The organism is Kordia periserrulae (assembly GCF_003054265.1).
Classification (GTDB): domain Bacteria; phylum Bacteroidota; class Bacteroidia; order Flavobacteriales; family Flavobacteriaceae; genus Kordia; species Kordia periserrulae.
Genome location: NZ_QBKT01000007.1, coordinates 209627 through 229147 on the forward strand (window position 1 = coordinate 209627; position 19521 = coordinate 229147).

A 19521-nucleotide genomic window follows, 5' to 3' on the forward strand; every position below is an offset into this window, starting at 1 on the left:
GTTGTGGTATTTTTTAAAATCGGAATGTATAACGTTCTAACAGTACTAGCTTTTCTGTTTTTCCTTCCAGCGTTTGTGTAATGGTTGCGGGTTGGTGAATGTAAATTTCAGAAACAACTTTGTATCCTGTGTTGTACGACGCTTTGATATTTTCTGCTATTTGATGCATCATTACTTCAAAATAATCATCAAATAATTCGTTTGGCTCTTCCATCATAATTTTGTCCATCATAGGAAACGTACAGAGGTTAAAGCGTACTTTGCTTTCTTTTTGTTCTAAGCTTGTTGGAGTTTGATGCTCTCCGAGTACTTTTCCGTCACAGTCCAATACTGTAAACGCTAGTACAAATTCGCTTCCTACATTTGGTGAGAAGAAACCATAACTTGTGTCGGTTCCTGTGTAATTGGCATAGGTTTTAAAAATAGGGCTGCTACGTAAAGCAGACCCTATTTTTACATCCTTTTCTACCTGTGTGTCTTTGTCAGACATCATTTCGTAGTCGCCCAGCAAACCTTCAACATTGATGGATATGATGCTGAACAATTGAATTGAAACTAATGTGACGCACACAATGGTATTTTTGAACGGATTCATGATACTAAATAGCTATAGATTATTGATTCATGTATCTGTGCATCATTTCGTCCAATTCTCCTCTAAACTCTTGAGCAATTTGAACATCTTCTGCATTCATAACATCATGCGCACTTGATCCGATAAATGTTTTTTGTGTAAACTTATTGTCATCATGTGTTTTGTTACGGAAAATCCAAATTCCACGAGCAGCAGTTTCTTCGTTAATTTCTCCACTAAAGCTAATACGCTCGGTCATTTCATCAATTCTAAATAAGTCTTGGTCTTCTAATGCTACATTTTCTAAAAGATAGTTTCCATCTGCTAATTGTCTTACAGAACCTTCTTGTGTGGTTGTTGTAAAAGAAAATAACATTAAGCTTAACATTGCTAGTACTGGTAAAAAGATTTTTGTTTTCATAATTAAAGATTTAAATAGTTATTATTTGTTTTAAAATATTTGATTTGATACTTACTCTTTTTTAAAATTTAAAGGCTTTTCAGTTTCCGCCTATATGATTGTTGCAACAGAATCACAGTGCTAAATAATGACTTTATTTGCTGCAAATCAAGTAGTTAGTAATGACGTTTATAAATATCATGCAACAGATTTATAAATATCATGTGCCCTTTTTTTGTGGAAAGTCTTGTGAGCACTTGCGTCAGCAATAGTGATTGCTTTTTTCGTGGAAAAGAGCAGTTTTGGGAGTGATAAAGAACTATACTCTTTGAATATTTTGAATTTTCGGATGGTTTTATGCGTTTTTACTTTTAAATTTGATAGATTTTAGTGTGTAAACCTTCGTTTTTTATGCACAAAAAGTCCAACTAAAGAAAAAACCTGAAGAAAACGTGAAAAAACCGACCTACTTACCAACCTTTTTTAGGGCTATTCAGCATGCTTTTTTGTGGAAAAAGATGTGTTTTGCACAATTTTGTGTCATTTTATTGTTGTTTTTCTATACTTCTTCTGCATTTTCACAGCTGAGTTCTGGCTCGTTTGAAGACATGAAATCGGAGTTTTATGCTTCTAAAAATCCTGAAAAAGCGTTGGAAATTGCAACAAACTATCTTGCGAAAGCAAAAAAAGCCAATGATATTGCCGAAATTAGTACAGCTTATGAGCTATTCGTCAATCATTTTAGTCACACGCCAACTGCTATTTCTTATACAGATAGCATCATTTTATTGACCAAAAACAGCAAACTGGAAAATTATCCTGCCAAAGGATATTTATTAAAAGGAATACAATTATACTATCAGTCCAAATACAACGACGCGTTGACCAATTTTGCTTTGGCGAATAATTTGGCACTGGAAACCAACAATATTGCACAACAAATTTCAATCAAACATTATATTGGATTGCTTAAAAATGTGAGCAAAGAGCCCGAAGAACGCGCAGAAGCCTTGCGGATTTTTGAGGAGAATATTGAATTTATTCGAAAGAATGCCTACGAAAAGAAAGACTCTGAGCAATATTTAAAATCTTTATTGGCGTTGGCAGACTCATATAATAAAAACAGAGTGCTCGATTCTGCCGAAGTAGTACACCAACGCGGTATCAAAGCCAGTTTGCAACATCACAATCAATATTTGTATCCTTTCTTTTTAACCTCTTACGGCGTAATGTCGTATTACAAAGAAAACTACACGCCTGCGATTGATAGTTTATTGAAAGCTACACGATTTTTGTCGAACAATGAAAAAGCGTTGTGTTCTAACTATTTATATGTGTACCGATGTTTAAAAGCGCAGAAAAAAAATAAAGAAGGTATTGCGTATTTAGTAAAGGTAGATTCTATTTATGAGCAAAAACCCAAAGTTATTTTTCAGGCAAAAGAAGCCTACGAGTTTTTAAATACGGAATATAAAGCGTCTAATGATGCGGAAGCGCGACTTGCCACGATTGAAAAATTGTTAGCGGTAGATGATATTATAACCGAACAATATCAAAATTTGGGGAAAGAGATTGTTCAGAAATACGAAACTCCTTTGATGATTTCTGAAAAAGAAGAATTGCTCAGTGAAAAAGAAGCACTCATCAATCAATTGCAAGATGAAAACTTTTTATCGCAAAGAGTCGTCACTATATTGATTATTGTTTCCATCATTTTACTGGCTTTTATTGTGTACTTTTCTAGAAGAAATAGAGTGTACAAAAGGCGTTTTGCGACGTTGATGGAAGATTATGAGCAGAAAAAAATTCAAAAAGAAAAGGAAAAAACCGATTCCAAAGAAGCTGCTATAGATGAAAAAATCAAACTAGCTCCTTCGCAAGAAGAATCTATTGGATTGCCGCAAGATATTGTAGATGGCATTTTAGAAAAGTTAGAAAAGTTTGAAGACACACATCGCTTCACTAAGAAAAATTATACACTTACCAAACTGGCAAAAGAATTAGATACCAACAGTACGTATCTCTCAAAAATCATCAATGTGACCAAAGGAATGAACTTTGCGAAGTATATGAATGAGATACGAATTGATTATGCCATCACGCGATTAAAAGAAGATAAACGTTTCCGATCGTACACCATTAAGGCCATCGCCCAAGAGGTTGGATTCAACAATGCACAGTCATTTTCCATCGCTTTTCATAAAAAAACAGGCATAAATCCGTCGTACTTCTTAAAACAGCTTGAAAATCAAAAAATAGACTAAACTTATTGATTGTCAGGTTTTTACAAAACAGTTTTTATCGTGATATTTATAAATATCACGATACTTCATTATAATAGGTCTATGTTTTGCCATAATTTAGCACCGTAACCAGAAAACAAAATTAACCATGAAAATGAACAAAAGAAACTTAGGAAAATTGAATTTATCAAAATTAAAAATCGCTAAAGTTGGAGACATCCATAGTTTGTATGGAGGATCCATTCCTGAGGAAACTGAGAACTGCCCATCACAAGATACGTGTACATACGATTGTGGAGGAGATACTATCGACACGCAAGGATAGTTTTATATTTCTCTATATACGTAAAGTGCTATTTCAGTTATTTTTTAATAGTCTGTTGTAGCATTTTACACTTTTATAGCATCCCTACCAGCTTATGAAATCACAGTTTATATATTATTTTTTATCCTTACTATGGCTCACGCAATGTATGACTAACAGCGAACATGCGAATATAGCCAAACAACAACCTATACAAAACACGTATTTTTCAACCACTGTTGAAGATCCGTATCAATATTTAGAAAACCTAAAAGATACTGCCGTACTTTCTTGGTTGAAAACACAAGATGCTTATACCAAAGAAACACTCGAACAAATTTCAGGGCGCCAACAACTGTTGAAAAAAATTGAACAGTATGACAAAATGCGTGCTGATGCTGTTTTTGATGTGAAAGTACTTTCGTCAGATGCGTATTATTATCTAAAATATGCAGAAAATCATGAAGCCAATGTGTTGTATTTTAAAAAAGGAATTGACGGCGAAGAAACTGCCATTTTCAATTCTCAAAATTATAAATCGCACACCAAAAATACGTATATTATCAATTATTTTCAGCCAAGCTGGGACGGTCAAAAAATAGCGATTGGCTTTACCAAAAATGACGAAGAGTTTTCAGAAGTGGTCATATATGATGTGCCTTCCAAAACGTTTCACAAAGAAGTGATTGACCATTGCTGGCCTTCAGAATTGGGCGGAATTCATTGGTTGGCTGACAATTCCGGATTTACCTATTTGCACATTCCAGACATTGATACGACTTCTTCCAATTATATTTTAGATACTGCTACCGTTTTGTATCGTTTAGGAAGCAATCCGAAAGATTTGCACATTCTTTTTTCCCGAAAAACACATCCTGAACTTGACTTAAACCCTGAAGATTTCCCGATTGTCAATATTTTTGGACAATACCCAAAGTATATGTTTGGACGTGTTGGCGGCATTGGTTTTAAAGATTATTACTATGCGCCTATCAGCGAAATGGGAAAGAAAAAAGTAACCTGGAAACCGCTTTTTAAAAAGAAGCACAAGGTAGAAAAGTTTCTGCCCTATCAAGACGATATTTATTTTTTAAGTGCGCAAAAAGCTTCCAATTTTGGCATTTATAAAACTTCGTTGAGCAGCTTGAATTTTGACGCACCTACAGAAGTAATTCCCGCGTATAGCGATAAAATTTTAAACGATTTTACCATTACCTCCAACGGATTGTTTTTTACTACTACTAAAAACGGCGTGTTGGCAAATTTGTATCAGTTACGCGATAATACCATTGAAAACATCATTTTACCCAAAGCTTCGGGCAGTATTTCCTTGTCAAGCATCGGAACCCAATTTCCTGATTTGTGGATAGAAACGGAAGGCTGGACAAGTCACAGACACAGATATCGATATGAAGCCGAAAAGAGCCAGTTTACGACCGAAAATGTGACTCCTGTAGTCAATTATCCAGAATTGCAAGATGTCGTCGTAGAAGAGATAGAAATCACTTCTCACGATGGTGTACAAGTGCCGCTCTCTATCATTTACAAGAAAGGAATGCTGAAAAATGGCAAGAATCGCATGTTGTTGAATGGCTATGGTTGTTATAATTGGATTAATGCGCCAATGCTGTATCCGTATTTGTTATACTGGATTGGCGAAGGCGGTATGTATGCTGTAGCGCATGTTCGTGGCGGTGGCGAAAAAGGAGAACAGTGGCACCAAGCGGGTTATAAAACGACCAAACCAAATTCGTGGAAAGATTTTATTGCCTGTACCGAATTTTTGATTGATGAAGGCTATACGTCACCAGAAAAGTTTGCTGTTTGGGGCGGAAGTGCTGGTGGAATTACCATTGGACGCGCCATTACCGAACGCCCAGATTTGTATGCTGCTGTGGTTATTAGAGTTGGTTTGTTGAATACACTACGCTCTGAAATTGCACCTAACGGACAGAATAATGTAAAAGAATTTGGGACCGTAAAAGATTCGCTAGGATTTGAAGCGTTATATGCTATGGACGCGTATCATCATATTGAGGAGGATGTAGCATATCCTGCTGTATTTTTGACTTCGGGTATTAATGATTCGAGAGTCGCGGCATGGCAACCTTCGAAGTTTGCCGCACGTATGCAAGCAGCTACAAGTGCTGATGACCCAATTTTATTGTCTGTGAATTTTTCCGAAGGTCATGGTTTTGATAGAACACAGAAAAGCAAACGTGAAGAACTCGCCAATATCATTTCTTTTGCCTTGTGGCAGACAGGTAGTCGGAAGTTTCAGGTGGAGTAGGTTTTTTTCTTGGTGTTGGGTTTTGGGTGTTGGGTTGCTTTTTTCTTGTTGATTTGTCAATTCGTTTGTTTGTCAATAATAACTCTTGGCTGTTTTTTGTTGTTTGTTTTTCGGTTTTTCTTAGGTTGAATTTGAGGTGTAAACTCTTAAACCTGCACCCTAATACGATTGTACTTCATAGACTTTGAAACCTCTCAGTAATCAGTCCACACATCTCAATACTACAAACCTGAGTTCGATTTAAAATTAGATTTATAATCATGATTTTCCAACAGTTACAAAAGTGTCAAATCGAGCATTATCGTAGATACCGAGCATAGCTCTCGAGATTCAATAGAAATATAGACTTTCTTAGTTGTTCTCGACTGCGCTCCTGACAATCTGTTATTTATTGGTTAATTATAAGTGATAAAATGATTATTATTAATAGAACTCAGGTTACAAAAAAAGAGCACTGTTTCCAGCACTCTTTTTCTATGAAATATTTTTTATAACAGTATTTTACATTCCTGTTACTTTGATATCGTCAATGTGGTAACGTGTTTCTGCACCACCAGCAGCACCTAAGTATTTGAAGGCTACGTGTACATCACCATTTAAACAAGAAATGTTAACGTTTGAAGGAACGAAGCTTCCAAATCCACTTCCTCCAATAGGAATGTTAGCATCTAATAAGGTCCACTCTGTTGTTGTTGGATCACCTGTGTAGTTTTCAGTGATGAACGCTTGTAAAATTTGACCTGTTTCAAAGTTTGCAGAAACATTGAAGGTTAATTCTTCTTGCGTTGTTCCGTCTAAGTTGATTGCTGGAGTTACTAACCATGCTTCTAATGGGTTTTCTCCTGTTCCGAAAGCAGAAATAATCATATATCTGTCTCCACCGAAAGAACCATCTTCAAAACGCTCAGAACCACCTGATACGTTTACGTTTGTCCATCCTAACGCGTCTAATTGAGCTTCATTCGTAATTGTTTCAAAATCTTGATTGAATACAGTTACCGCCGAAGAAACTGGTCCTTCACACTCTAAAAGATTTGGATCGCAACGAATAGCATCTGTAAAGTTGACATCTGCTAACGTGTTGATTACTAATACATTTGCATCATCTCCAAAATCTCTTGTAAAGATTCCTTGAATGTTTCCTCTGTTTTCATCAATTGTTAATGATTTGAAATCAGCAAATGTACTTGTTTGTAAGGCAATGCTTCCTCCACCATCTGCACATTCTTCAATTGTTCTGAATCCGTCAAAGTTATCAGAAGCTTCTCCTGCATACGTTAATCCTAAGTCGTTTCTGCTAAATTGTACATCTGTTAATTGAATAAATGTATTTTCGTCAGCTGAAGTCAATTCAGCAATGGTAGTTTGTTTTGGTGTAATTTGTGCTACTTGTGTTCCACGGACTACGAAATCTTCCAATTCGAATGGTTGAATTTGATCGATATCGTTTCCATTTGGCTTTCCAATAGCATACACACCATTTTCAAGACCAATAGCCAAACCATTCATTTTGATATATACTTTTCTACCAAATTCGTAGCTGTTGAATAATGCAGATTGGTTGATATCAACACGGAAACCTAATCGTGGATCAGCATCTGGGCTAGCTCCGTCTCTTTTGTTTTGAATGATTAATTCTTCGAAGAAGTTTCCAGCTTGGTCACTAGATACTACATATCCTTCAATAATAATTTCAGCTTCATCAGTTGCGATAACAGCGATTTCATCACCGTCACCAACTGCTTGTTGGTATCTTGCTACCATGTTTTGGAAGGTAGCGTTTGCAGTTAATCCAGGATCAACCGCTGTTGTTCCGTTAGGAATTGCAAATTCATCGTCTTGAACACAAGAAGTAATAACCAATCCTAGAGTTCCAAAGACTGCTATTAGACTAAAAATTTTATTTGCTTTCATTTGTTCGATTTTATTTTTTCTGCGCATCTTAAAGATACGCAATCTTTGTTTTTTTTGTTTGTTTTAGAATCTAAAATATACGTTTAAGAAATAGGTTCTTCCTCTACCATACCAGTATCTGTTACCAAATACTCTTGTTTCAAGGGCAGAATCGTCTCTTAATTCTCGGAAGTTAGCATTACGTCCTTGCTCAAAACCTCCAGTAATGAATTCTTTGTCAAATACGTTGTTGATACTAGCAAAGAAACCAACATAATAATCGCCTAGTTTCCATGATTTTCCTCCTATTAAGTTGACCATCATGTAGCTGTCAAATTCTTCTTGTCTTAACAATTCGCGCGCCAATTCTGGATCGTAATCATTAAATACTTGTCCGTCAAAATCGGTGTAGAAGTTGCTACTTCTTTGTAATGGACTTACATCAATATACGCGTTTGAGAAGAAGTTACTTGTAGCACCAAACCACCAGTAATCTGGATCTCTATATTCAAATCCTAAAGAGAACGCTCTTTGTGGTCCACCTGCAATTTTATAATCCTTTAAAGCTACTTGACCGAAATCTAATTTTCCATCTACGAATCCAGCAGCTCTTGTGTCTACGTTATCTTCTGTAGTTACAAATAAGTTTGGATTGTTAGCAAATGTATATTGTCCTACAGAAGCTACACCTTTTAGTTTGATAGTAGATGTTATTTGTGCTTCAATTCCCAATTCTCCACCAATGTGTTGTCTGTCTACACCTTGTAAAATTTCTTGAATAAATGCTTGGTTATCTCCTCCAATACCATCAGCAAAGAAGAATGAAATTTCATTAGCGTCTTGCATTTTGGTGTAGTATCCAGTTAATCTCGCTTTTACGATTGGTGATCTGTAGATATAACTTGCGTCAAATGACGTAATTTTTTCTTCTGTAATGTCTGGCACTACATTGTTGTTTTCTCTTGAGTTTGAGAAGGTATTACGAATAGATGGCGCTCGTGTTACATATCCAGCGTTGAAATCAAATAAGTGACGACCTGTTAATTTATACGTCAATCCTCCTTTTGCTCCAAAGCCTGTAAACGATAATTTTTCTCCTTTTCCGAATGAATTGTTAGGGAAACCACCGTTTCTGTACAATCCTTCACGTTGATAGGTTGTGTTTTTAACGCTACCTGCTAGGAAGAAATCTACTTTTCTGTATTTGAATTGTGCTTGTGCAAAACCTCCAATGGTGTTAGAGCGAATTTCGAAGTTGTAACGAAAACGATCGCCTTCAGTTACAATTCGGTTTGGATTGTTTAAGTCGTTTTGAACAGCTCCTGGCTCGTTAGCCAAATCGCTTGCAAAAGGATCTACATCTAAATATCCTGTTCCTCCTAATAAATCGGTTACTTCCGCAAAGTTTTCAGAAACTAACGAAGTAAAGTTCACATTTCCGCTTAAAGTAATGTTATCGTTAATTGCAGTATTTAGAATAGTATTTGCTGTAAATTGTCTATCATCTGTTCTATCTTCATATACGATGTTGATTGCATTTCCGCCAGCCACTAAGTTGTTTTGGTTGGCAATGTATAAGGCTTGCCAGTCAATTTGTCCGTCATTTACAAACGCTTCTTGCGCTTGAAAAGCTAATAATGGATTGTCAGGGAAGTTTCTACGGAAATAACTTGGTAATTTTTGGTAGTACGTCGGACTAGGGTTTGCCGCGTTTCCAATTGGGAAACCGCTTCCTGGGTCAATGTCCGTTCCTCCAAAGTCTAAACGACTTCTTCCTTGTTCACCAAATTGATACGCAACATTGGTATTTAAGGTTGTATTTTCTGAGATATCCCAGTAATGGTTCAACATTAAAATTGGTTCAATGACTCTACGTACTCTTGAGTTTCGCTTTTCTCCGTCTTGGTATCCCCAAAATTCGTTGTAGCGAATGCCTTTTAAATCATATACTTCTTGCGTATTTGCAGAAGACAAACCTCTTCTGTTTGGCGCGTAGATTCCTGTAAAATTAAGACTGTGCTTGTCGTTTAATTGTTTTTCAACCGAAACGAATAAAGAATTTGCGTCGTAGAAAGTAGCGTCGTTAAATCCTTCTTCTCCCCATCTTCTTCCTGCTGAGATTGTATATGCCCATCCATTTTCAAGTAAGCCTGAAGAATAGGTTGCCATAATTCTGTTGGTATAACTTCTGTCGGAAGACGAATAGGTTACTCTTCCACCTTCTCTGTATTCAGAAGCTCTTGTATTGATGTTTGTAGTTCCTAAGATACCTCCAAATGTGTAATCAGAAGCGCTTAAACCATTTGTTAGTGTTTGGTTTCTTACCACATCATTCAATCCTCCCCAGTTACTCCATTGTGGTCGTCCGTTGAAGGATTTGTTCATTTCAATACCGTTGATAAGTACGGTTCCGTTTTCGGAGTCTAATCCTCTAACTCTAAAGAACGTTTGACCAAATTCAAAAGCCGCGGTACGCAAAAATACGTCTCTTGACGATTGTAATAATCCTGAGATGTTGTCTGCTGCTGTTGAATCGTCATTCAATTCATCGTCTGTTAATGTAATAAGGGTTACATCTTCTTGGACGAATTTTTTTAACAAGATTGTTCCTAAGTCAATTGCTTGACCATCGGCAATGGTAACAGGCATTCTTAATATAGAATAACCATCTTTTGTGAATACTATATCCACTGTACCTGCCGCAACATTTGTTAACTTAAAAGCTCCCGATGCATCTGTAACAACTTCTTTGTTGTTATTTCTTGCAACTGAAACTGTAACATTTTGGAGTGCGTCATCTGTATTGGCATCAAGTACGATTCCCGTAATTGAGTTTTGTCCGCTGACAAACCAAACGGATAGCAATCCAAATAAGAAAATAAGTTTTTTCATACTGTAATTTGCAATTAATTATTATTCGAGTTTAAAAAATCTTTAATAACGACGCGCAAATGTACATTTTTTATAATTAATAACTACTTTTGGTCTATCTTTTGTATAGATTGTTTAAGATAACATAACATTCAATAAATGAAAAACCTTAAATCCCTAGTAGTACTAGCTTTTTTGCTTGCATTTACCCATACTTGGGCACAAAAAAAGAAGCAATATAGAGTACAAACAATTGCCTTTTATAATGTAGAAAACTTGTTTGATACGATTAATGATCCGCTGAAAGATGACGAGAAGAGTCCAATTATGGAAATTCAAAGTGATCGTTCAAAGATTTATGAAGATAAAATTTCCAAACTTGCCCGCGTAATTTCAGATATTGGCTATGATGTTTCTAGAACATCACCAGCGATTTTAGGCGTAGCCGAAGTAGAAAACAGACAAGTATTGGAAGATTTGATTAAAGACCCGAAGTTGAAAGATGAAGATTATGCCATTATCCACTTCGATTCACCTGATAAACGAGGTATTGATGTCGGATTGCTTTACAAGCAAGGTGTTTTTCAACCGCACAGTTTTTCAAAGCATCCGTTGTATATTTATGATGGCGACCGACGCGTGTATACAAGAGATCAATTGTTAGTTTCTGGTGTATTGGATGGTGACGAAGTACATATTATTGTCAATCACTGGCCATCGCGTAGTGGTGGAGAAGCGCGAAGCAGACCAAAACGTGTAAAAGCTGCCGAATTGAACAAGCGCATTATTGATTCGCTTCAAGATATTGACAAGCATGCTAAAATTTTTACCATGGGCGATTTGAATGATGACCCTTTTAATGTGAGTCTGAAAGAAGTGTTGAAAACAAAGGAAAATCGTGAAGAAGTGAAAGGAAAAGATTTGTACAATCCTATGGAAGGCATGGCGCGCGAAGGAAATGGAACACTTGCCTATAGAGACGGCTGGAATTTGTTTGACCAAATTGTGATATCTGCGCCATTATTAGAGAAAGATTTTTCCGAGTATCGCTATTACAGAGCTGGAATTTATAATAAAACATATTTATCTAACAAACGCGGACGCTATAAAGGCTATCCGTTCAGAAGTTTTGCCAATGGTACGTATACAGGTGGTTATAGCGACCATTTTCCAGTATATGTGCATTTGATTAAAGAAGCAGAGTAGTTTTTTAATGTAGCAATTTTTAATTTGAAGATTTGAAAATGTCTTTAATTTGAAAATTAGTTGATTGCTCCAATTGTTTTCTGCTTGCGCAGAATTATTGTGCATCATCGCTTTGCTCGATGTTTATTTGAAAATTATTTTTCGCCTTTGCGAGAATGACGAAATAAAAAAATCCTTATCGTAATTGATAAGGATTTTTTGTTTTCTGTTACCAGTTTGATGTGATACGGAGTCAAGCTCAGCATGATGTGAGTAACGTCAAAACTGTTTCTATTTTAATACAGATTCCACCAGTCTTTCCAAGGCAATCTTGAAAGGATAAGTAGCAATCCGATTCCGTAGAAGAGCGCTATTTTTCCATAAGCTCTTTTAGCTGTTTCTTGTTTTTTGTGTTTGGACCAACCAATCGTGATGAAAATAATTGCCAAAATTCCTACCAAAGGATGTTCTAAGGCTAATAAGCGTGAGGCACTATCTAGTTTCATTCCATTTTGTTGAATCATAGTAAATCCTTTTAAAGAGACAAAATATAGAATGATTCCTACTACAAGTTGTAAATGTGTAAAGATTAACGCGAATAGAGAAATGCGTAAGTCTTTGGCTGTGAATTTTTTATTGGTTGTAAATCCTATAATTGCATTGACTACTGCTACGATTAGCATAAGTAATACAAAATAGGCAAAGTATGAGTGCAGGGTTTTGATTGCGTCGTACATAAGTTTGTTTTTAGTTGATGCACAAAGGTACTTATTTTTTTGAATGTGTTTAGTGGTAATGTGAAGGAATAAAAAAGCCTTGCAAATGCAAGGCTTTTTAAGTTTTGTACTAATGCTATTACGTTAGAATGTATAACGTACACTAAAGTTCCATGTTCTACCGAAACCAAAGAATGCTTTGTTTGCCGTGTTGATTCCGTCATACGTATCATCTCCTGGATCCGCAAAGATGTTTGTTTGCGATTCTACGATGTACGTTGTATTGAACAAGTTGTTGACGTTTAATCTGAAATTAACTCTGTTTTGCTTTTCTTTTCCAACCAACCAGAGGTATGAAATTCCTCCATCAAATAAGTTGTAAGCTGGCAATTGTAAAGAACCTCTGTTATCTGCTACATCAAAGTCTTCTGCTCTAATATCCGCATATAAGTTGTCTGCTCTAAACCAAGCAACGTCAAATTTTAAGTTTTTAACTGGCTCAACAATCCCTGCCAAACGCATGGTAGTTTGCGCTGCGTTTCCAACCTTTACGTTGTCTAAGAATAAGGTGTTTTCACCAACTACACGGTTTTGGTCATTGGTATCAAATGCAGGACCTGAAACGGTTCCACCATATTCCCAATTACCAATAGATAACATTCCTCTAAACGTTAAGAAGTCTAATGGACGGTACGTTGTTTCCAATTCAAATCCCATGTGTACTTGCTCAATTCCTACTACGTTTGTACGTCCTTGTACTGTTTCCATTGGATCATCTGGATCAGGGAATGTTCCAAAGATAGTTTGGAATCTGTCTTTCCAAGAAGTTCTGTATAAGTTAACGTTTGCCGATAATTTTTCAGATTGGTACCCGTATCCAATTTCAACACCAAATACTTTTTCGTTACGAATATCTTCATTCAATTCGTTGGTATTGTTCAAATATACCGCATCAAACAATGGTTGCTTTGAGTAATATCCTGCATTGGCAAATACATTGTGGTTTTCGTTGATGTTGTAGTTCAAACCACCTTTGATGGTTCCTCCTAAAATATTTTCCCAATCCGTACGCTGTCCTTCAGCTGGCGTTAGTAAGAATAAATCTTCTCTACTATATGCTTGATTTGCACCAGAGAATTGCACGAATGCAGAAATATCATCTTTTTTGTATTCTAACTGACCAAAGATTCCTAACCAACGAACATATCCGATATTGTAATAGTCGATTTTGTCTTCATTATCGATGTCTTTAAATACATTTACGATAGAGGAGAAGTTAGAAGAATATGTGTTTGTCAACGCAATGTTTGGATTGTTTACGTTTCCGTTATCAATATAACCGTCTGCTCCTAAAAGATTGTCCAATCTACGGTAGTGAAAACCTTTGTACGTTCTTGCATCAAATCCGATATCTAAGGTTAAGTTATCGTTCAATTGTGTGTTTAAGTTTGCTAACAACCCAAACCAGTTGTGTGAGTTGATAGAAGCTCTACGCACAATACCATTGCTTCGTGCTTGTACAAAGTTGTTTCCATTCGCATCTGGCTGATTTAATAAGATATCACTATCTCCAGTTCCTGTAAACGATGTTGCTTCTCCAGCATTCCAACGTACGATTTCGTCAAATTTCACCAATCCTGTAGCAGCATCTCTAAAGGCTAAGCTTGAAGCAAAAGCAGAGCTTCCGCCACCAGTTCTACCACGACCGATGTCACCAGTTCCTCCACCACGACCAAAAGACGCGTATGCAACCGATGATAATTTTGTTTTATCAGAGATATCCCAATCCCAGTTTAATGATAATACTGGCTTGTGATAGAAGTTTCTTCTCCAGTTGAATTCTTCTCCGTTTAACGTACCGTTGTTATAGTTGTACTTGTCTCCGTATTGCAAGTATTGTGCTAAGGTTGCTGCATTAAAGAAGCTAGTTGTTCTTTGGTTGTGTACTTGTGGCGCACCTGTTACTGTAAACTGAACGTCGTGTGTTCTTTTTTCGTTTGACCAACCAAATCCTAAGAAATAGTTGTATCCTTCAAAGGCAGTTCCATCAATATATCCGTCACCCGCAACTCTACTAAACAATCCTGTAAAGGCAAAACCATTTTCCATTCTTCCTGTTGAATAGGAAGCGATTGTTTTTAAGTAATTATCGTTACCTAACGTAGTTCCCACAAATCCACCTTCGTTTCTGTCGGTTGTTTTTGTGACGATGTTTAACGTTCCACCTACAGACGAAATTGCTAGTTTAGAAGAACCCAAACCTCTTTGTACTTGAATGGCAGAAGCTACATCGGCTAAACCTGTCCAGTTACTCCAGAATACAGCTCCGTTTTCCATGTCGTTCACAGGAACACCATTTATTAATACTGCTGTATTTCTTTGATCGAATCCACGAATGTTGATTCTTGAATCTCCAAATCCACCACCTGACTTTGTAGCATATACAGAAGGTGTTGCGTTTAATAATTCAGGAAGTTCTTGGTTTCCTAAACGCTCTACAATTTCTTGTGCTTTAATGGTAGAAACCGCTACAGGAGTTTCACGCTCTTTTGCGATATCAACCACACCTACGATAACTACTTCATCTAAAGAATTATCAGCATCAAGTGCAACAGTTCCTAAGTTTTGCGTTCCTCCAGAAACATTGAATTGAATTGACTTTGTAGCAAATCCGACATACGAAATTTCAATAGTTCCTGTCGCAGTTGACACGTTCAACGTAAATTCTCCGTTAAAATTTGTGGAAGTTCCGTTTGTTGTTCCTTTCACTAGAACACTTGCACCTGGCAATGGTCCTGCTTCATCTACTACTTTACCAGTAATGGTTCCTTGTGAAAAGGCAACCGATGTAATAAAAAACATCGCTACTGCTAAAAATACATTGTAAGTTTTTTTCATTATATAAGAATATAAGTTTTTAAAGTCGTGGCAAATGTACTAAGTTTTATATTTAAATTTTACACTTTACTGTATAGTAATTAAGTTTTTTTTAACAAATCAACGAGACTGAACAAAAAAGTTATTATTACAAAAGATTGTGTTATTTTATTATTAAGTTTTTATATATGAAGAATTTAGAGTATTCTTTAGTTATTTATCTGTTAGATGTAAGCTTCAAAATCATTTGGATTGAATTGTTCCAGTTTTTTTTGCACATGCGCATAAAGTGATTTTACATGTACTATGAATTTTTCTGTTTCGCTATTGATGGACTTCTGCCATAATTCTAAAAAAATACTGTCTGGGTATTCTTCAAAATTATTGACTTTATTGTAGATGTCATCAAACAAGACTCTATTCAGTTTCTCAACAGAAGGTGTTTCAAAACCTATGGAAAAGCTGTAGACCTTAAATATGTGATCTAGAAACTGAAAGTAATGATATTTCCACAACGGAGCATCTTTGTGTAATTTAATGAAAAAGTTGTAGTGATTGGAAAGCATGTATTTCTTTAATAGCAGTAAATTTTCTGAGGGAGCTTCATACGCTAACTTTAGTAGTGAATTTGCTTTTTGCGAAAGTTTTTTTAATTCATCTTCTACATCGAAAAGAATAACTCCTAAGGCAAACATTCGTGCTTCAAACTTAGATTGCCTAAAAAACTGATTATGAAGAGTTGTTAAATAATCTCTAACCGTACCTGTTAAATACGAAAATGATAGGTCTTCAAAGGTTTTTACTCCTTTTTTTCGACTGTTTTCCTCGTTTTCAGAATAAAGAATTCTCAAATCAACATCAGAGTCTGGTCTACTGAGTTTAGTGGCATGACTTCCACAGACTAATATCCCAATAACATTTTTTTGGGTCTTCCAAGTGTTAATGTAATTATAAATACGTTTGTCCATTAAAGTACTTAACTTACTTTTATTCAAAGAAAAGGATTATTAATTAAAATTTAGTTATATCATGAAAAAGAAAGAAACAAAACATTTAAAATTAAACAAAACTAAAGTTTCCCAACTTTTAGAATTGGACTTAGAAAAAGTGAAAGGTGGTGCATCAGGAAAAACTTGTGAATGGGATCCTTACTTAGAACAATATGTAAGATGCAATGATTACGATTATTCAACTAATGGTTGCGACTCAACTTGGTCAACTTGATATTTAAAATATAAAATTTTCATTAAAAAAAAGCCGCTTCAAAATTTTGAAGCGGCTTTGATTTTATATGTTGATTTTTAATTCTTTTCTTAGAAATCGTAACGAATACTAAAGTTCCAAGTTCTTCCAAATCCAAAGAATGCTTTATTAGCAGTGTTGATACCATCGTAAGTATCATCCCCTGGATTTGCAAAGATGTTTGTTTGTGATTCTGCGATATAAGTTGTGTTGAACAAGTTATTGATATTTAATCGGAAGTTGATTGTTTTATCTTTTTCTTCTCCAACTAACCATTTGAAAGACATTCCTCCATCAAATAAGTTGTACGCAGGTAATTGTAATGAACCTCTGTTATCGGCTTCATCAAAATCTTCTGCGTTGATGTCAGCATATAAATCATCAGCTCTAAACCAAGCGATGTCAAACTTTAAGTTTTCAACTGGCTCTACAATGGCCGCTAAACGCATGGTTGTTTGTGCAGAGTTACCAACTTTTACATCGTCTAAGTATAATGTATTTTGACCAACTACTTCGTTCGCATCGTTTACATTAAAAGCTGGTCCAGATACTGTTCCTGCATATTTCCAGTTACCGACAGATGCCATTCCATTGAACGTTAAGAAGTCTAATGGACGGTATGTAAACTCTAATTCAACTCCTGAGTGAATTTGCTCTAAGCCTACTAAGTTAGTTACCCCTTGTACATCGTCATTAGAATCCATTGGTGTATTGTTTACATCAAATGTTCCTGTAAGATTGATATATCTGTCTTTCCAAGAAGTTCTATATAAGTTCAGGTTTACGTTTAACTTTTCAGACTTATATCCATATCCTAATTCTGCACCGAATACTTTTTCATTTCTGTAGTCAGAGTTCAACTCATTTGTATTGTTTAGATATACTGCATCAAATAATGGTTGCTTTGAGTAGTATCCAACGTTACCAAATACGTTGTGATTTTCATCGATGTTGTAGTTCAATCCACCTTTGATAGTTCCTCCTAAGATGTTCTCCCAGTCTGTTCGTTGTCCTTCAGCAGGTGTTAATAGGAATAAATCTTCTCTACTAAATCCTTGGTTAGAACCAGAAAATTGTACAAATGCAGAAATATCATCCTTTTTATATTCTAACTGACCAAAAATCCCTAACCAACGTACATATCCTATATTGTAATAGTCAATTTTATCTTCATCATCAATATCTTTAAATACATTTACGATTGAACCAAAATCAGAAGAGTAGGTGTTTGTTAATATTCTATTAGGATTATTTACATCGTCATTATCTCTATATGCATCTGCTCCTAATAGGTTATCCAATCTTCTGTAGTGGAATCCCTTATAGGTTCTAGCATCTACACCTACGTCTAATGTTAAGTTTTCGCTTAATTGTGTATTTAAGTTTGCCAACAATCCAAACCAGTTGTGAGAGTTAATTGAAGCTCTTCTTGATAAACCATTATCTCTACTATCGTTGATGAATTGTCCGTTTTCTTCATCTGTTCTTTGGTATACGTTTCCATCAGAGAATGTTACTGCTTGTCCACTGTTGTATTGAACAATTCTATCCCATAATACTTCTCCTGTTTGCTGATTTCTAAAAATTGAGCTAGAAGCAAAGTTGAATCCTGGTAATCTTCCGATATCTCCAGTTCCTCCACCACGACCAAATGACGCGTATGCTACAGATGATAATTTCGTTTGATCAGAGATATTCCAATCCCAGTTTAATGACAATACTGGCTTGTGATAGAAGTTTCTTCTCCAGTTAAACTCCTCTCCATTTAATGTACCATGGTTAAAGTTGTACTTATCACCATATTGTAAATATTGTGCAATAGTTGCCGCGTTAAAGAAACTTGTGGTTCTTTGGTTGTGTACCTGTGGCGCACCAGTTACAGTAAATTGAAGGTCGTGTGTTCTGTCTTCGTCAGTCCACCCAAATCCTAAGAAATAGTTATAACCTTCAAAAGCAGTTCCGTTGATGTAACCATCTCCAGCTGTTCTGCTGAATAATCCTGTAAAGGCAAAACCATTTTCCATTCTACCAGTAGAGTACGAAGCGATTGTTTTTAAGTAATTATCGTTACCTAATGTAGTTCCAACAAATCCACCTTCGTTTCTGTCTGTTGTTTTTGTTACAATGTTTAATGTACCTCCTACAGAAGAAATTGCTAGTTTAGAAGAACCTAAACCTCTTTGTACTTGGATGGCAGAAGCTACATCGGCTAAACCTGTCCAGTTACTCCAATATACAGCTCCATTCTCCATATCATTTACTGGTACACCGTTTACTAATACAGCAGTGTTTACTTGGTCAAAACCACGAATGTTGATTCTTGAGTCACCAAAACCACCACCAGACTTTGTAGCATACACAGATGGTGTTGCATTTAATAATTCTGGAAGCTCTTGGTTTCCTAATCTTTCCACAATTTCCTCTGCCTTAATTGTAGAAACTGCAACAGGAGTTTCACGCTCTTTAGCGATATCAACTACACCAACAATTACAACTTCATCTAAAGAATTGTCTGCAACCAATGTAATTGATCCTAAGTCTTGTGTTCCTCCATTAAGATTGAATGGAATTGATTTTGTAGTAAATCCAACATAAGAAATTTCAATAGTTCCACTAGAAGTTGTAACATTTAATGTGAACTCTCCGTTAAAATTTGTAGAAACTCCATTGGATGTTCCTTTCTCAACGATGTTTGCTCCTGGTAATGGACCAGCGTCGTCTGTTACTTTACCAGTAATTGTCCCTTGAGCAAAAGCAACCGATGTTATAAAAAACATCGCTACTGCAAAAAATACATTGTTAAACGTTTTCATAAGTTTTATTAGTTTATTTAATGCCGCAAAAATCGCATTTATTGTGCATGCATATATTAAGCGAATGTTAAATGTTTTAACATTTTAACAAAAATACATTTTTAACTTATTTA

13 protein-coding genes are annotated in these 19521 nt (G+C 35.8%); 5 read left to right on the forward strand and 8 right to left on the reverse strand.

The window, feature by feature from the left end; all coding sequences use genetic code 11:
• Positions 1-13: 13 nt before the first annotated feature.
• Together C8N46_RS15295 and C8N46_RS15300 are read right to left on the reverse strand one after the other, a co-directional pair.
• Complete coding sequence (locus tag C8N46_RS15295; protein ID WP_108115783.1) at positions 14-595, reverse strand: hypothetical protein; 582 nt, start codon at positions 593-595, stop codon at positions 14-16.
• Between the two features lie 19 nt (positions 596-614).
• Entirely contained in the window at positions 615-995 is a 381-nt protein-coding gene (locus tag C8N46_RS15300) for a hypothetical protein (protein WP_108115784.1), read from the reverse strand.
• Between the two features lie 431 nt (positions 996-1426).
• Here C8N46_RS15300 and C8N46_RS15305 point away from each other — a divergent pair, with 431 nt between their 5' ends.
• From C8N46_RS15305 to C8N46_RS15310, 3 genes are all read left to right on the forward strand, one after another.
• Positions 1427-3238: a helix-turn-helix domain-containing protein gene (locus C8N46_RS15305; protein WP_146169840.1), complete on the forward strand. Its 1812-nt coding sequence runs from the start codon at positions 1427-1429 to the stop codon at positions 3236-3238.
• A gap of 127 nt (positions 3239-3365) precedes the next feature.
• A complete protein-coding gene (locus tag C8N46_RS20570) occupies positions 3366-3542 on the forward strand; it encodes a hypothetical protein (protein ID WP_158269168.1) in 177 nt (58 codons plus the stop codon).
• A gap of 148 nt (positions 3543-3690) precedes the next feature.
• Complete coding sequence (locus C8N46_RS15310; protein ID WP_158269169.1) at positions 3691-5811, forward strand: prolyl oligopeptidase family serine peptidase; 2121 nt, start codon at positions 3691-3693, stop codon at positions 5809-5811.
• Positions 5812-6312: 501 nt separating this feature from the next.
• Here C8N46_RS15310 and C8N46_RS15315 read toward each other — a convergent pair.
• Together C8N46_RS15315 and C8N46_RS15320 are read right to left on the reverse strand one after the other, a co-directional pair.
• Positions 6313-7725 carry a DUF5689 domain-containing protein gene (locus tag C8N46_RS15315; RefSeq protein WP_146169841.1) on the reverse strand — a complete coding sequence of 471 codons (1413 nt, stop codon included), beginning with the start codon at positions 7723-7725 and terminating at the stop codon, positions 6313-6315.
• A gap of 63 nt (positions 7726-7788) precedes the next feature.
• Positions 7789-10596, reverse strand: coding sequence for a carboxypeptidase regulatory-like domain-containing protein (locus C8N46_RS15320; RefSeq protein WP_108115788.1), 2808 nt, complete (start codon positions 10594-10596; stop codon positions 7789-7791).
• A 138-nt stretch (positions 10597-10734) separates the two neighbouring features.
• Here C8N46_RS15320 and C8N46_RS15325 point away from each other — a divergent pair, with 138 nt between their 5' ends.
• Entirely contained in the window at positions 10735-11781 is a 1047-nt protein-coding gene (locus C8N46_RS15325) for an endonuclease/exonuclease/phosphatase family protein (RefSeq protein ID WP_108115789.1), read from the forward strand.
• 275 nt (positions 11782-12056) lie between these two features.
• Here C8N46_RS15325 and C8N46_RS15330 read toward each other — a convergent pair whose 3' ends face one another.
• From C8N46_RS15330 to C8N46_RS15340, 3 genes are all read right to left on the reverse strand, one after another.
• Positions 12057-12497 (reverse strand): hypothetical protein, encoded by a 441-nt coding sequence (locus tag C8N46_RS15330; protein ID WP_108115790.1) that lies wholly within the window; start codon positions 12495-12497, stop codon positions 12057-12059.
• A 123-nt stretch (positions 12498-12620) separates the two neighbouring features.
• Positions 12621-15374: a TonB-dependent receptor gene (locus C8N46_RS15335; protein ID WP_108115791.1), complete on the reverse strand. Its 2754-nt coding sequence runs from the start codon at positions 15372-15374 to the stop codon at positions 12621-12623.
• Positions 15375-15577: 203 nt separating this feature from the next.
• Complete coding sequence (locus tag C8N46_RS15340; protein WP_108115792.1) at positions 15578-16321, reverse strand: nucleotidyltransferase domain-containing protein; 744 nt, start codon at positions 16319-16321, stop codon at positions 15578-15580.
• A gap of 61 nt (positions 16322-16382) precedes the next feature.
• On the opposite strand from C8N46_RS15340, the gene C8N46_RS15345 reads away from it, so the two are divergent.
• Positions 16383-16577 carry a hypothetical protein gene (locus C8N46_RS15345; RefSeq protein ID WP_108115793.1) on the forward strand — a complete coding sequence of 65 codons (195 nt, stop codon included), beginning with the start codon at positions 16383-16385 and terminating at the stop codon, positions 16575-16577.
• A gap of 89 nt (positions 16578-16666) precedes the next feature.
• Here C8N46_RS15345 and C8N46_RS15350 read toward each other — a convergent pair whose 3' ends face one another.
• Complete coding sequence (locus C8N46_RS15350; RefSeq protein WP_108115794.1) at positions 16667-19408, reverse strand: TonB-dependent receptor; 2742 nt, start codon at positions 19406-19408, stop codon at positions 16667-16669.
• Positions 19409-19521: the final 113 nt, after the last annotated feature.

Bases quoted from the DNA above. Each gene is read 5' to 3' on its own strand.
- C8N46_RS15295 (WP_108115783.1), bottom strand. From the start codon at position 595: ATGAATCCGTTCAAAAATACCATTGTGTGCGTCACATTAGTTTCAATT.
- C8N46_RS15300 (WP_108115784.1), bottom strand. From the start codon at position 995: ATGAAAACAAAAATCTTTTTACCAGTACTAGCAATGTTAAGCTTAATG.
- C8N46_RS20570 (WP_158269168.1), top strand. From the start codon at position 3,366: ATGAAAATGAACAAAAGAAACTTAGGAAAATTGAATTTATCAAAATTA.
- C8N46_RS15310 (WP_158269169.1), top strand. From the start codon at position 3,691: ATGACTAACAGCGAACATGCGAATATAGCCAAACAACAACCTATACAA.
- C8N46_RS15315 (WP_146169841.1), bottom strand. From the start codon at position 7,725: ATGAAAGCAAATAAAATTTTTAGTCTAATAGCAGTCTTTGGAACTCTA.
- C8N46_RS15320 (WP_108115788.1), bottom strand. From the start codon at position 10,596: ATGAAAAAACTTATTTTCTTATTTGGATTGCTATCCGTTTGGTTTGTC.
- C8N46_RS15325 (WP_108115789.1), top strand. From the start codon at position 10,735: ATGAAAAACCTTAAATCCCTAGTAGTACTAGCTTTTTTGCTTGCATTT.
- C8N46_RS15330 (WP_108115790.1), bottom strand. From the start codon at position 12,497: ATGTACGACGCAATCAAAACCCTGCACTCATACTTTGCCTATTTTGTA.
- C8N46_RS15335 (WP_108115791.1), bottom strand. From the start codon at position 15,374: ATGAAAAAAACTTACAATGTATTTTTAGCAGTAGCGATGTTTTTTATT.
- C8N46_RS15340 (WP_108115792.1), bottom strand. From the start codon at position 16,321: ATGGACAAACGTATTTATAATTACATTAACACTTGGAAGACCCAAAAA.
- C8N46_RS15345 (WP_108115793.1), top strand. From the start codon at position 16,383: ATGAAAAAGAAAGAAACAAAACATTTAAAATTAAACAAAACTAAAGTT.
- C8N46_RS15350 (WP_108115794.1), bottom strand. From the start codon at position 19,408: ATGAAAACGTTTAACAATGTATTTTTTGCAGTAGCGATGTTTTTTATA.